The 13,521-nt window shown below is 58.7% G+C and carries 12 protein-coding genes; 2 read left to right on the top strand and 10 right to left on the bottom strand.

Annotation, left to right across the window (positions count from 1 at the left end):
• Positions 1 to 8: 8 nt before the first annotated feature.
• The 3 genes from AACY19_RS13790 to galE form a co-directional block, all read right to left on the bottom strand.
• On the bottom strand, positions 9 to 1,070 hold the full coding sequence (locus AACY19_RS13790) for a polysaccharide biosynthesis/export family protein (protein ID WP_339450988.1): 1,062 nt from the start codon (positions 1,068 to 1,070) through the stop codon (positions 9 to 11).
• Between the two features lie 144 nt (positions 1,071 to 1,214).
• Positions 1,215 to 1,451 carry a hypothetical protein gene (locus AACY19_RS13785; protein WP_007910552.1) on the bottom strand — a complete coding sequence of 79 codons (237 nt, stop codon included), beginning with the start codon at positions 1,449 to 1,451 and terminating at the stop codon, positions 1,215 to 1,217.
• A gap of 231 nt (positions 1,452 to 1,682) precedes the next feature.
• The gene (gene galE, locus AACY19_RS13780) at positions 1,683 to 2,699 is read right to left on the bottom strand and encodes a UDP-glucose 4-epimerase GalE (RefSeq protein ID WP_339450986.1); all 1,017 of its coding nucleotides are present in this window, start codon (positions 2,697 to 2,699) and stop codon (positions 1,683 to 1,685) included.
• 390 nt (positions 2,700 to 3,089) lie between these two features.
• On the opposite strand from galE, the gene galU reads away from it, so the two are divergent.
• Entirely contained in the window at positions 3,090 to 3,923 is an 834-nt protein-coding gene (gene galU / locus AACY19_RS13775; protein ID WP_339450984.1) for a UTP--glucose-1-phosphate uridylyltransferase GalU, read from the top strand.
• 29 nt (positions 3,924 to 3,952) lie between these two features.
• A complete protein-coding gene (locus AACY19_RS13770; protein ID WP_339450982.1) occupies positions 3,953 to 4,363 on the top strand; it encodes a mannose-1-phosphate guanylyltransferase in 411 nt (136 codons plus the stop codon).
• Positions 4,364 to 4,395: 32 nt separating this feature from the next.
• On the opposite strand, the gene AACY19_RS13765 is transcribed toward AACY19_RS13770, so the two are convergent.
• The 7 genes from AACY19_RS13765 to AACY19_RS13735 all read right to left on the bottom strand — a co-directional run bounded on the left by AACY19_RS13765 (position 4,396) and on the right by AACY19_RS13735 (position 13,501).
• Positions 4,396 to 5,526, bottom strand: a complete 1,131-nt coding sequence (locus AACY19_RS13765) for an SGNH/GDSL hydrolase family protein (RefSeq protein ID WP_339450980.1) — start codon at positions 5,524 to 5,526, stop codon at positions 4,396 to 4,398.
• A 122-nt stretch (positions 5,527 to 5,648) separates the two neighbouring features.
• Complete coding sequence (locus tag AACY19_RS13760; protein WP_339450978.1) at positions 5,649 to 6,686, bottom strand: acyltransferase family protein; 1,038 nt, start codon at positions 6,684 to 6,686, stop codon at positions 5,649 to 5,651.
• 12 nt (positions 6,687 to 6,698) lie between these two features.
• Positions 6,699 to 7,802, bottom strand: a complete 1,104-nt coding sequence (locus tag AACY19_RS13755; RefSeq protein WP_339450976.1) for a hypothetical protein — start codon at positions 7,800 to 7,802, stop codon at positions 6,699 to 6,701.
• The gene (locus tag AACY19_RS13750) at positions 7,793 to 9,025 is read right to left on the bottom strand and encodes a phosphoribosylaminoimidazole carboxylase (RefSeq protein WP_339450974.1); all 1,233 of its coding nucleotides are present in this window, start codon (positions 9,023 to 9,025) and stop codon (positions 7,793 to 7,795) included. Before AACY19_RS13750 ends, AACY19_RS13755 begins: the two co-directional genes overlap by 10 nt.
• Positions 9,022 to 10,134, bottom strand: a complete 1,113-nt coding sequence (locus tag AACY19_RS13745; protein ID WP_339450972.1) for a polysaccharide pyruvyl transferase family protein — start codon at positions 10,132 to 10,134, stop codon at positions 9,022 to 9,024. The genes AACY19_RS13750 and AACY19_RS13745 overlap by 4 nt, the downstream gene beginning before the upstream one ends.
• Before the next feature lie 15 nt (positions 10,135 to 10,149).
• Positions 10,150 to 11,232 (bottom strand): glycosyltransferase, encoded by a 1,083-nt coding sequence (locus AACY19_RS13740; protein WP_339450970.1) that lies wholly within the window; start codon positions 11,230 to 11,232, stop codon positions 10,150 to 10,152.
• Positions 11,233 to 11,272: 40 nt separating this feature from the next.
• Positions 11,273 to 13,501, bottom strand: a complete 2,229-nt coding sequence (locus AACY19_RS13735) for a polysaccharide biosynthesis tyrosine autokinase (protein WP_339450968.1) — start codon at positions 13,499 to 13,501, stop codon at positions 11,273 to 11,275.
• Positions 13,502 to 13,521 lie beyond the last annotated feature (20 nt).

Genomic DNA, 13,521 nt, shown 5'->3' with positions numbered 1-13,521 from the left:
CGGCGGCCTTATTTGCTGTTGTTACTGTATTCGCTCCAGTTCTTCGCAGCGGAAGCGCCCGTACCGACCAGCGATGCCGATGGCACCAACTGGCTGATCAGACGGTTCCAGCGAGTCACGTTGGCAGGCCCGACATACACCACATCCTGGGGACGAACTTCAAAGTGCGAGGCCAGCGCCATGGCGGTCGGCGATTCGGCTTCCAACTGATAGATCTTCGCAGGCTCGACATCGAGGTTTTCCACGCCACGAATCACGTACACCGCGTTGCCATTGGAAGTGGTCTGGGCCAGGCCGCCGACCGAACCGAGCACGTCGGTCAGGTTCATGGTTGCCGTCTTGAAGCTCAGTGCGCGTGGCTGGTTGACCTCGCCCATCACGTAGATGCGCTTGTTGTCGTTGTACGGCAGGTAGAGCTGATCGCCGCCCTTGAGGTAGACGTTCTGCAACTCGGAATCCTGGTGATTCAGCGAGTCAAGATTCAGCAGGTAGGTGCGCCCTTTGCGCGTCAGCAACAACCCGGACAAGTCGGCGTTGTTGGTGTCGATACCGGCCGAACCGAGGGCTTCGACCACGCTCAGCGGGTTGGTGGAAATGGCTTGCGGTCCGGCCTTGGTCACGGCACCGGTGACCACGACTTTCTGGCTGGCAAAACGCAACACCGCGACATCCACTTGCGGCTCGGCGATGAACGCCGAGAGCCGCTGTTCGATGTCCGAGCGCAGTTGCTGGATGGTCCGGCCGGCCGCCTGGACTTCCTTGATGAACGGGTAATAGAGCGTGCCGTCGGAGCGCACCAGTCGGCCGTTGGCATCGATCTGTTGTTGCGCGCCGGAGGGCGCCGTCAGCTCGGGGTGATCCCATACCGTGATGTACAAGACATCGTTGTTGCCGATGCGGTATTCGGCCGGGGTCGCCAGCAGCTCCGCCGGCAGCGACTCACGCTTTTGCGTGGCGCGGTTCATGGCAATCAGCTTGGGGGTGATCGGAATCAGCTCGACCCGGCTGCTTTCGCTGGCACCCTGACGGGTAATGTCACTGGTGCTCAGGTATTGACCGGGGGAAAACATGCAACCTTGCAAAGCGAGACTTGCCAACATTAAAAGATAAACACTACGAGTCATAATGGCACTACGCTATTCAAGGGCGAATCCAAAAAGAAAGTCACCCGACTTGCGTCGGGCGACCTTGTACTGCACTAACAAATGTTCCTGTTAGTTATGCGTGCCGGTTGTACCGGTGGTACCCGTGGTACCGGTAGTACCGCCGTTGGCACTGCCACCGCTGTTGGACGCCGCTACTGCACTGGCAACCATTGCAGTACTGGCTGCAGGCGCTTGAGAAGCCGCTACATTGCCACCTACATTGGTTACCGCCGTCAGCGGTGCTTCAGCTGCGGCAGCCCAGTTGCTCAACATCGTCAACAGGGCAACTGCCATCACTTTTTTCATAACAACTCCTTTCTAACATTCGACCTGTTAAAAAACCGGTCTGAGTCAGAGTGGGTAGCGTTCAAATCCGCAAAAAACGCGAACATGATCCGTCGTTCTTTCACAGTCTTACCCAACTGATAAAAGTCGAACGGCAGGTTTATATCTACGGACTTGCAAAAGGCATTGCCAGTGTAATTTCCCGACGTTATCTAACAACCTGACTGAAAATAACATCAGGCTAAATGGCCATCATCCCAAGTAGCCCTTGGGATGATTCGATTGCCAGCGCCATGTATCGGTGACCATGTCCTGCAAGTTGCGTGTGGCTTTCCAGCCCAACTCTTTCGCCGCCTTGGAAGCGTCGGCCCAACTCTCGGCGATATCGCCACTGCGACGCGGCATCATGCGATACGGCACCGCTTGCCCACAGGCCTGCTCGAAGGCGTGGAGCACTTGCAGCACGCTGTAGCCATCGCCCGTGCCGAGGTTCCAGGTGTGAATGCCAGTGCGTCCCGAGATCGACTGCAACGCCTTCAAGTGCCCATCCGCCAGATCCACCACGTGGATGTAATCACGCACGCCGGTGCCGTCGATGGTTGGGTAATCGTTACCGAAGATCGACAGCTCCGGCAGGCTGCCGACCGCGACCTGACTGATATAAGGCACAAGATTGTTGGGGATGCCGTTGGGGTCTTCGCCCATGTGGCCGCTGTCGTGCGCGCCGATAGGGTTGAAGTAGCGCAGCAGTGCGATGCTCCAGCGCGGCTCGGCCCGGGCCAGATCGCGCAGCACATTCTCGACAATCAATTTTGACTGGCCGTAGGGATTGGTCGGCGTGCCGGTGGGAAAATCCTCGCGGATCGGCATCTGTTCCGGCTCGCCATACACGGTGGCCGAGGAGCTGAACACCAGCCGGAACACCCCTGCCGCTGCCATCGCCTGGCACAGATTAATGCTGCCGCCGACATTGGTTTCGTAGTACTCGAGCGGCTTGCGCACGCTCTCGCCGACTGCCTTCAATCCGGCAAAATGCAACACGGCATCGATGTTGTGCTCACGGAAAATCCGGTCGAGCAATGCCCGGTCACAGACATCACCGCGGATCATCCAGGCACTCTTGCCGCAGATACCTTCAATGGCGTGCAGTGCCGCTTCGCTGCTGTTGCAAAGATTATCGAGCACGACAACTTCATAACCTGCTTCAAGCAGCGCAAGTGTGGTGTGCGAGCCGATATAACCGGTGCCACCCGTTACCAGAATCTTCATAGCGCGGTCCGTCTGTGGATAAGTGCCCGGTGGCGTGTCAAGCCTCATGTAATGGATATGTGTCGTAATCCACACAAATAAGGCGACAACAACCTCAAACAAAATTAGTTCAACGACTGGCAATAAATATTTTTGCAGGCCAAACTGTATTGCCGGATACTTATTAGCATTCCCGGGACACTAATCACTATTAACGGATACCGACTAAAAATAACTAACAAGGCACTAACCGACATCTCATAACATTGTCATGTTTTACCCGCCCAACTAATTGCCATGAACAACCTGACTCAGGTATTAAAGTAGGCCTTCAATCAATATTGAAACTTGCAGCCATTGTTTATGGCCCGCATCTGTCGCCTGTGTTCCATGACTGTCCAGGATACTTTTATGATTCGTAAATGTTTGTTCCCCGCTGCCGGCTATGGCACGCGTTTCTTGCCGGCCACCAAAGCCATGCCGAAAGAAATGCTGCCGATCGTCAACAAGCCGTTGATCGAATACGCCGTTGAAGAAGCGCGGGACGCCGACCTGCAACACATGGCCATCGTCACCGGCCGGGGCAAGCGTGCGCTGGAAGACCATTTCGACATCAGCTATGAACTCGAACACCAGATTCGCGGCACCGAGAAAGAGAAGTTCCTCGCCGGCACCCGCGAACTGATCGACACCTGCACCTTCTCCTACACCCGCCAGGTGGAAATGAAAGGCCTCGGCCATGCGGTTCTCAGCGGCCGCCCACTGATTGGCGACGAACCCTTCGCCGTGGTCCTCGCCGACGACCTGTGCCTGAACCTGGAAGGCGACGGCGTGCTGACGCAGATGATCCAGCTGTACAAAAAATTCCGCTGCTCGATCGTGGCGATCCAGGAAGTCCCGGCTGACCAGACGCACAAGTACGGCGTCATCGCCGGCGAGCTGATCTCCGATGGCATCTACCGGGTCAACAACATGGTGGAAAAACCGGCGCCGCAGGATGCGCCATCGAACCTGGCGATCATCGGCCGCTACATCCTCACGCCGGATATTTTCGACCTGATCGCCGACACCCAACCGGGCAAGGGCGGCGAAATCCAGATCACCGACGCGCTGATGAAACAGGCGCAGAACGGTTGCGTGCTGGCCTACAAGTTCAAAGGCTTGCGCTTTGACTGCGGCGACGCCGAGGGCTATCTGCAGGCGACCAACTTCTGCTACGAAAACGTCTATCTCAAGGGCCGCTGAGACGGCTCCAACCACCCAATGAGGCGACCATGAACATTGCACGACATTCCGTAGAGATTGAACGCGAGGTGGGCAGCCTCGGGGTGATGAGCTGGTTGTCCCGCCATCAACCGCTGCCCAGCGCCAACGAAACCTGGCTGGGCACGATTCTGCTGGTGGAGCGCATCGGCGTGTTTCCCGCGTCCGGGGACATTCGCCGGCCGATGCACGATCCCTATCCCCTGCTCGCGCATTTGAAAAAGCTCTACGGCGAGCAGGCGCTGGAGATGGATGACAGCGATGGCCTGAAAGTGATCTTCAGCGACTGGCGCTTTCGCGTGCGGATTTGCTGCAACGACCCGGCAATCATCATCAACGTTGAAACCCGCTGCGATACGCGGTTGATGCCGCAGAAAACTGCCGAGTTGCTCGAACACGTCGACGTCTTCGCGCAGGACTGAGCTGATCGTTCCCACGCAGCGCGTGGGAGCAATCATTGTGGGGAGGCGTCGCAGCGATCTTTGGCGCCGGTGATCCAGGCATAGAAGTAATCGGCAATCACCTTCCCACCCGTGGCCGGCACCGGATGAATCTTGTCCGGGCCGATCATCGCCGCCGCGTAGCGTTTGACGTCAGGACCAAACGCGCATTGCAGATTGGCGTAGCCCAAATGCTGCTCCCGCGCCCAAGGTTCCAGCATCTGCGCATATGCCGACATCGGATAAGCGCTGGAGCGCGTGGTGTCCTGACGCATGATCAGGTTGATGCTCGCCTTTGGTTGAATCTCGCGCAGCATGCCCACCAGCCCCTGCACATTCTGCAAATACTGCGCAGGCTTCACGCCGAAGCCCTGATCGTTGCCACCGAGCATGATCAGGTACACGTCAGCGGGGATCTTCGCCACGGCGGCTTTCCACTGGGCCTGCCATTGCGCATCCTGATGATAGAAGTCCGCCGAAGCCGCGCCGGATGCCGCCAGTTTCGAGACCCGCACGCCGTTCTGACCGTTGCTCATCCACAGGCCAAACAACGTCGGCGCGCCCTTCACCACTTCCAGATTGAACGACCAGTCTTTGGCTGCCGAGAGCCCCGTCAGCGGAACCTCCTGAACACCCGAACCTTCAAGCTTCAAAGGCTGCCAGTCTTGCGCAGGAGCCCAACGGTAGCGGATTTCGCCGGGGTCGCCGTTACCGAGATAAAGAAGTTTCGCCTGCGTGACCGCCGTATCGATGCGCGGCGAAGGATTGGCGTCCACTTGCAGCCAGGCACCGGGCCGACCTGTGACCGTGCGACTGTCCGGGCTCGCCTGGCCCAGATCGGACACTTTCCAGCCCCCACCGAAATACTTTTCACTGCTGCGGGTGTATTTGAAATGCGTGCCGCCCAGTGCTGCGCCATGGTTAAAACCGACATAACCGGGCCCGGCAAAACCGACCTCCCCGGCCACGCGCTGTACCAGTTTGTTCAGATAAAAGTCCTGCCCGGCACTGTAGCTGTCGCCAATCACCGAGATCGACAACACCTTGCCGGCCTTGCCTTCGCGCCACTGCGCAAAGCGCTCGCGGGCATCGCCCACCTGAACCACCGATGCTGCAACGGGTTGAGCGTCATCGACTGCCAACATGAAAAATTTCCTTGAGGCTGGAATGACCCCTTCGCGAGCAAGCCCGCTCGTGGTCATCCGCCAAATCTGAGTACACCGGAAAACCGGTGGGAGCGGGCTTGCTCGCGAAGCTTTTGGCTCTTTTAAATGTGCACCACAGGCGCAATGGCTGGCGCCGGTTTCTTCTTCGCCGCGCGCTCCCCAAGGAACAACACCGAAGTGAAAGTGAACCGACTGAAAACCATCGACAACACCACCGGCCCGAGCAAGCCACAACTCAAGCCCCCGAGCACCAGCAGGCTTTCATCCTTCACGCCCAAGCGCCCCAAGACAAACCGCGAGGTCGCCGCGAACAGCACATGAAACAGGAAAATCGCATAGGAATACCCGCCCAGCCAGGTCAGCGCTTTGGACCGCACATCACTCGACAACAACGCAATGCAGGACACGCACCCTACGGTCAAGCCGATCAGACTACGGCGATCAACAATCAACTCGCGATCAATCGCCGCCACATACAGTAGCGTCAGCGAAATCAGCACAAACACCAACGGCCCGATCACCTTGAAGCGTTGCTTCAGTGCGACGACATTCTCCTGACCAATCATCCCCGCCACAAAGAACGGCAGCAGGTAGATTGCGCCATTGATCCCGAACGCATCGAACCTGAACGGCGGCAGCAGAAACAACACCGCCGCAAACGCGAACAACCCGTACAAGCGCGTCGGCGAACGCAACAGCCCGCGCCATTCCAGCAGCCCGACGAACATGAAAATGATGAACACCGCCTGCAGGAACCAGAAGTGGTTGACCGGCACCCAAAACGACAACAGCGCGTCGATCACGCCGACGTCCTTGTTCACCCCCGGCGCCACCGCTTGCAACACCGAGAACGGCACACCGACGCAAAACAGCGGCACGATCAAGCGGCGCACCTTGCCGCTGAAGAAAGCGGAAAAGTCATTGCCGCGAATTTTGTAGATGGAATAGATATAGCCGGAAATGAACGTGAACAGCGGCATGCGCACGTAGACCATCGAGTCGGCGATCACCCGGAACGGCGAGCCGATATCGATCTTCAACCCGCCGCCCAACGGCCCGATGACGTGATAGAGCACCAGCAACAGGCACGCCAGGCCACGCAGGGTTTCAATCTCCAGGGACTTTTTCTTGCTCGACATAAAGCACCTGCCTCAATTCAGAATTCTTGATTCAACCTGCACCGGTTTGTTCGCCCGCAACATCAGACCCAGGCCGACAAACAACACCGGCACCACCATCGAAAAGTGCCGGGCGAAGGAGCCGAAGTCCGGCTCGAACAGACCTTGCACCAGCAAAAATGCCAGCGGGATCGCGATCAGTTCCTTGGGCTTGGTCTGGATCGGTGCGCCCTTGTAATCGGTCGAGGTGATCACTTTGAACAGCAGCAGCGCGGTCATGATCATCAACGCCACAAAGATCACCTGCCCCGGCCCGGACAGCAGGATCAACTCCACCGGGAACGACAAGCGGAAGAAGATGATCATGGAATCCAGCGCCTGCGAAACGAAGTCGCTGCCGCTGAGCCACGAGACGATCAACGACTTCGAGCCCTCCTCGCCCGCCGTGCGCAGTTCGTTGTTGCTGGCGCGAATCGACGACACCGGAAACCCCAGCGCGACCTGAATCGCCATGGCCACTGCCAGATAAAACAGAAACAGCATCAGAAAGAAGGTCATGCGCGACACGTATTTTTTCATCACGCAGACGCCGACCCACGACAGTGAAAACAGAATCCAGTAGGGCCGGATCAGCACGCCGTAAATCACCGCCGAGAGGAAAAAGCCGCCGCGATATTTGCGCGTCAGCGAGCTGAGCAGAATGCTCAACACCGCCACCGAGACGATGATTTCCTTGGTCAGGTTCTCAAGGAAGAACGAACGGACAACGCCCCACAGGCACAGGGTGCCGAAGATCGCCAGCGGCATGCGGCGGAACACCACCACCGGAATCGCCGTGAGGAAAAAATTGCAGAACATGCCGTAGGCCCAGGCGTTGGTCAGGTTGATCCCGGTGGGCCGCAGCAGGAACGCCGAGCACTCGTAGGATGAGCGATCCGGCGAGAACGGGTTCCAGAAATTGCAGTTGTCGGCGCGGGCGTAAGACGACCACAAGGTCATCGCATCCGGGCCCGGATCGCGGGGAATCAGCAGCGGCATGGCCACCGACAGAAACAGCCCGGTGAAGAGGATCAGGAACGACACATATGAATCGAGTTTCTTGCCGCGAAACTCGATGCACGGCAGTTTCAGGCCCATGACAGCGCGGCCTTTTTCGCTTGGGTCACGCGGGTCAGCACGGCGATGACCCCGAGTTGCACGATGATCGCAAACACATTGCCCCACGCCGCGCCGTAGATCGAATAATGCTTGATCAGCACCCAGCTGACCGGCACCGAAACCAGCAGGCAGATCGCCGCACTGGCAAGCGATACACGACTGTTCTTGGAGGCAATCAAACCGCCCCAGACAATGTCGCCAATCGCGCGCAAGGCAAAGGAAACAATCAGCACGCCAAGGATGCCGTTGTCCGGGCGCGGCACGCTGGTGGCGACGTAATCGAGCACCACGTTGAAGAACAGATAAATCGCCACCGCCACCGCTGCCGACACCACCAGCGAGCGCATGACCCACTTGTTGACGAACAACTGCTTGACCGTGAACGCCTGTTGATCCGCCTGGAAACGCTTGGCCAGCACCGGAATCCCGACCACCGCCACCACCGCATACGATAACGCTTGCAAGGTGTTCGCCGCCGACCACGCGTACACGTATTTGCCGAGGCTGGCGTAGGGTTCCAGATCGATGATCAGGAAGCGTTCGGCGTACTGACTCAGCGCGATCAAACCGGTACCGAGGTAGAACGGCAGCCCGGCCTTCCACACCGTCGCCGTCGCCAACGTGCCGCTCTCGCGGCCCTTGTGCACGTTCACGACGATCAGGTAACCGGCGATGATCACCAGCACGTTGGCGGCGACCCACAGCCACAACACACTGGCGATGCCCGACACCCAGCCGAGCATCATCCCGCCTACCGCCAACACCGCCCACAGACCGGTCTTGATGAAAAACAGCAACGCGCCGGCCGTGGCTTTCTGCGCCGAGAACACGAACGAGTTGATTTCGAACGACAGGTGCTCGGTGAGCAGCACCAGCGTCACGCAGAGGATCAGCATGGCGGTCGCTTCAACCGTCTGGAACAGTGAATAAATCAGCACCGTCACCACCGACAACAGCAATCCCACTGCCAGATACAGCAGCAGGACTTTGTCGACCACCCGGCGCGAACTGCCGCCGACGCTGATCAGCCGATTGATCTCGGAACTGAAACCGACGCTGTAGAACTTCGAGGCGATCAACGATGCCGCGACCACAACGCCGTAAAACCCCAGCGCCTCGTAACCGAGGTAATGGGTAATCGCCAACACCAGCAAAAACTTCGCGCCTAATGCTCCGCCGCGAAGCAGCAGCCGAAATATCATCGAACGACACCTTTGATGATGTCGTCCATCGCCACGGTTTTGGCTTCGATTTCCCGGCAGGTGTCGGTCAGGCGTCTGCCGAAATTCGACAACGCATTTGGCGCGTAAACCGTGTCGATGATGGTGTCGACATTGATGTCGCCGCCGTTGATTACCCAGTCCTCGACGCCCATGTCCTGATAGGCACCGAAGCCTTTGCGCTCGTAGCTGATGTGATACGCCGGCACGCCGGAAAGCAGCGATTCGATGGCGCCGTGCAAGCGAACGGAAATCACCAGATCCGGCTGATATTTGGCAATCGTCGCCTTCAGCGACAGCAGGTCTTCACTGATGCCCAGTTCACGATAGAACGCGCCGTCGTCGTTGCCGCGCACGGCGCTCTGCACAGCGCAGACCACTTTGCTTTTTTGCTTCAGGCGCTGCAGCAGCAACTTCAGATTGGCCACGTAGGCGACTTTCTTGTCCTTGCTCCACTCCGGCGGCTTGCGCAGCACCACGCACACCGTGGCCGGCGAGGCGGCGCAGCGGGTGAATTTTGGCTGCTGGAGGATTTTGCTCGCCAGCGACTGCACCGCCAGATCGGGGGCGCGATAGACATTTTCGCAGGCGTCGAAAATCGCCGAGGAACGGTTGTCGCGCACGAACACCGCGTCAGCGCTGGCGTAGTGCTCGACGATCTTGCTGCTCTCGCCATGGAACGGCCCGATGCTCTGCGGCAGGTACACCGACGGCACCTTGCTGAGAATCGCGGTTTCCAATTGCTTGGCGTGGCCGAGTTTCAGCTTGACGTGCTCGAAGGCGCTTTTCGAGCGCATGTAGCCGCCACCGACGCCGACGATCAGATCGGTTTTCTTCAACAGATCCGCCAGCCCGGCGTAGGACTGGTTGAGAAACACCGCTTGTTTGACCCGGCCCAGGCCCTTGGCCGCCATCACCGGAGCGTCAAAGCGCGGGTGCGGCAAGTAGCTGAAAGAGTCCGGGTCGGAAGCCACCACGCTGATCGCGGTGTCTTCGCCAAAGTTGCGCTGCACCAGGGCGATGGCCAGATCGACGAGCAGGCCGTCACCGGAGTTGGACGCACTGTAGCCATGCAAAATCGTTACGTTCATATGCTTGAGTTCTACTTAAAAAGTGGGAGCGCGATACAGGTCGTAGGTTTGGCGAATCATCAACGCGGCACTGAAACGCTCGCGAACGATGCTGCGCCCTTCGTTGCCGAGGTCGAGCAAGCGCGGCTTCTGGATTTTCTTCAGAACCTCGGCCAGTGCCTGATGATCACCGGTGGGAAAGACGTAGCCGGACACTTCGTTGGTGACCAGCTCCGGCAGTGACGTGCAGTTGCTGGCGATCACCGGCAAACCCAGCGCCATGCCTTCGAGCGGCACCATGGCAAAGCCTTCCCAGCGGCTCGGCACAATCAGCGCGTCGGCCTGTTGATACAGCGCCTGAACTTCGCCTGGGGTAACCCAAGGCAAATACTCGACGCCGGCCATAGGTGGGCACTCGACCGCATCTTCGTTGACCGCACTGCCGACCACCGTCAACTTCAAGTCACTGCGCTGCACGCTGGCGTAGGCCTTGAGCAGTACGTCGAAACCTTTCTGATAGTCGAGCCGGCCAACAAAGAGCAGATGAATCGGCTCGGGACTGCTGGCTTTGGCGACGTCGTCCTTGTGATGAATACCGTTGTAAACCAGCTTCATGCGCTTGCGCTGAATGCCGAAACGCGCGGCTTTATCCAGCTCGTACTGGCTGACGCAGATGATCACGTCGGTGACTTTCTGCAGCACCCGCTCGATCCACGCATAGAGTTTCTGCTTGATCGGCGAGCTTTCCATCAGGAACGAAAACGCGTGCGGGCAGTAGACGATTTTCGGCTTGCGCCACGGTCGCAACAGCACGCACACGCAACGGCCGATCACCCCGGAAAAGGTGCTGTGCAAATGCACCACATCGGGTTTTTCCTTCAACATCACCTGAGTCAACCGCCAGGCGAAACGGAGCAATGACGGCACATTACGGCCGCTGCGGGGAAAGGTGCGGATCTGCTGCGCATCGATACCGTGCAGTTCTTTGGCCTGATCTTCCGGCACCAGGTAGACCAGTTCATAGCTGGCCGCATCACCTTCGGGCGACGCCGAAATCGTGCGGATCACCGTCGCGACGCCACCTTTGATCGTCTCTGCCACGTGCAGTATTTTTTTCACAAATCACCCACTTCAAACAGGAAAAAACAGTCGCTGACAGTCAGGATTTGTCGGACGCGTATTCATAGTTGTAATAGCCGTAACCGCCGTTGCCGTAGTAGCTGGCGGCACGCTTCTCGACGCCGTTGAACACCGCGCCTTTCAACTCGATGCCGTTCTGCGCGAAACGGCGAATGGTCAGTTCGATCTCTTTCGCCGGGTTCACGCCGAAGCGCGTGACGATCAGGCTGATGCCCGCTTCACGGCCGACAATCGCCGCGTCCGTCACCGCCAGCAGTGGTGGTGTGTCGATGATCACCAGGTCGTAGCGCTCGCTCAGCTCGGCAAGCAATTCGCGGAAGTTGGCGTGCATCAACAGCTCGGAGGGGTTGGGCGGCACCTGGCCGCGACTGATGAAATGCAGGTTGTCGACTTCGACTTTGTTGATCGCCTGATCGATGCTGCAACGCTTGACCAGCAGATCGGACAAACCGTTGGTGATCGGCGTGTTGAGGGTTTTGTGCAGGTGCCCTTTACGCATGTCGGCATCGATCAGCACCACGCGCTGACCGCTGAGTGCCATGACCGCCGCGAGGTTGGACGACACGAATGTCTTGCCGACCTGTGGGCTCGGCCCGGAAATCATGATGCGGTTGTTGGTCGAGTCGAGCCCGGCGAAGTGCAGGCAAGTGCGCAGGCTGCGGATCGACTCGATGGAAAGATCGGTTGGATTACGCAGCGCCAGCAGGTACGCCGGTTTGTCGACGCCATCGCGGGCGCGACCTTTTTTGCTGTCTTCTTCCTGCTGCAACGCGCTGTACGGAATCGACGCGTACACCGGCAAACCCAGTTGCTCGATGGCTTCCGGGCCTTCCAGACCCCGGCTCAGGGATTTGCGCAGCAGCACCAGCGCCACGCCGACAAAGGCGCCGAGAAAGGTGGCGATCAGCACGATCAGGGCTTTTTTCGGTTTGACCGGGCTGGTCAGGTCGACGTCTGCGGTATCGACCAGGCGCACGTTCCCTACCGCACCGGCGCGGATGATGTCGAGCTCCTGGGATTTGTTCAGCAACTGCGTATAGATCTGCGAGGCCACTTCGACGTCGCGGGTCAGGTTGAGCAATTCCTGCTGCGTGGCGGGCAGATCGCCGACCTTGCCTTCCAGCGACTTCTGTTGCTGGGTCAGCTCGCCGATCTGGCTCATCAACGCACGGTAGGCCGGGTGTTGCCTGGTGAACTTGCGATCCATCTCCGCCTGCTGCATTTTCAGCTCGGAAATCCGCGTTTCCAGGGCCACGGCCTGGCCGAGCACCGATTGCGTTTCCAGGGAAATGTTCACCGTCTTGCCGTGGGTCTGGTAGGCGTTCAATGCATCGCTGGCCTTGGCCAGATCACGTTTGACCTGCGGCAACTGGCTTTGCAGGAAGGCCAGACTCTGCGCCGCTTCCGCCGAGGTGCGACGCACGTTCTGCTCGACATACAGCGCGGCGATCTTGTTGAGGATCTTCACCGCTTCAGCGGCGTCGCTGCTGGCCAGGGCCAGTTTGATAATCCCCGATTCCTTGCCCTGCTCGGAAATATCCAGCGCGTCCTGGTAACCCTGAATGGTCACGATGCGCGGGTTACGCACCACCTCGAAACGGGTGCCGGGGTTGGCCTGTAGCTGCGCGATCTGGCCTTCGACACCGTCCTGCGCGAACGCTGCGCCCGCGACGCCTTCGACCAGCAGGTTGTCGTTGTCATCGAACAATTGAAAGTGCTGTTGTTCGCCGGCAATCAAGCTGAGTTTCTTGCCCAGCAGTTCTTTCGGCAGGTTGAGCCGGGCGAACTCCAGACGCTCACCGCCCCACGCGTAGCTGCTCAGGCCGAAACGCGGCGCCGCGACGCTGGTCTCGGTTTCGCCGCGAAAACGTCGGGCGAGAAAGCCGCCAATCATCGGGAAGGTGTTGGGGGTGACGTCGATGTCCAGACGCAGGTCGTCGACGGTTTTGCCGATCACTGCGCGGGATTTGATGATGCCGATTTCGGTCACCGACGGCGATTGCCCGCCGAGCATGCTGTTGAGGTCGGAGAATCCGAGCATGTCGTTCTTTTTCGGTTCGACCTGTACCAGCGCGTTGGCCAGGTACACTGGCGTGGCCAACACCGCGTAGGCGACGCCGGCGACCATGAAGGCACCGGTCAGGGCACCGATCAACCATTTCTGGTCAATCAAACTGCCAAAGATACCGAGAAGATCAATACTGTCTTGATCGCTGTCACGGGTGCCGTTTACGGACGGTAACTGCATAAGTCTGTTCTTACCATTCA

It is taken from the genome of Pseudomonas sp. EA_5y_Pfl2_R50 (assembly GCF_963970475.1).
Lineage (GTDB): Bacteria > Pseudomonadota > Gammaproteobacteria > Pseudomonadales > Pseudomonadaceae > Aquipseudomonas.
Note: the sequence above shows the minus strand (reverse complement) of the source record. Positions and strands in the feature narration are given on the sequence as shown.

Coding starts and splice junctions, on each gene's coding strand:
- AACY19_RS13785 (WP_007910552.1), bottom strand. CDS start 1,451: ATGAAAAAAGTGATGGCAGTTGCCCTGTTGACGATGTTGAGCAACTGG.
- AACY19_RS13755 (WP_339450976.1), bottom strand. CDS start 7,802: ATGGGCCTGAAACTGCCGTGCATCGAGTTTCGCGGCAAGAAACTCGAT.
- galU (WP_339450984.1), top strand. CDS start 3,090: ATGATTCGTAAATGTTTGTTCCCCGCTGCCGGCTATGGCACGCGTTTC.
- AACY19_RS13745 (WP_339450972.1), bottom strand. CDS start 10,134: ATGAACGTAACGATTTTGCATGGCTACAGTGCGTCCAACTCCGGTGAC.
- AACY19_RS13790 (WP_339450988.1), bottom strand. CDS start 1,070: ATGTTTTCCCCCGGTCAATACCTGAGCACCAGTGACATTACCCGTCAG.
- AACY19_RS13750 (WP_339450974.1), bottom strand. CDS start 9,025: ATGATATTTCGGCTGCTGCTTCGCGGCGGAGCATTAGGCGCGAAGTTT.
- AACY19_RS13735 (WP_339450968.1), bottom strand. CDS start 13,501: ATGCAGTTACCGTCCGTAAACGGCACCCGTGACAGCGATCAAGACAGT.
- galE (WP_339450986.1), bottom strand. CDS start 2,699: ATGAAGATTCTGGTAACGGGTGGCACCGGTTATATCGGCTCGCACACC.
- AACY19_RS13765 (WP_339450980.1), bottom strand. CDS start 5,526: ATGTTGGCAGTCGATGACGCTCAACCCGTTGCAGCATCGGTGGTTCAG.
- AACY19_RS13770 (WP_339450982.1), top strand. CDS start 3,953: ATGAACATTGCACGACATTCCGTAGAGATTGAACGCGAGGTGGGCAGC.
- AACY19_RS13760 (WP_339450978.1), bottom strand. CDS start 6,686: ATGTCGAGCAAGAAAAAGTCCCTGGAGATTGAAACCCTGCGTGGCCTG.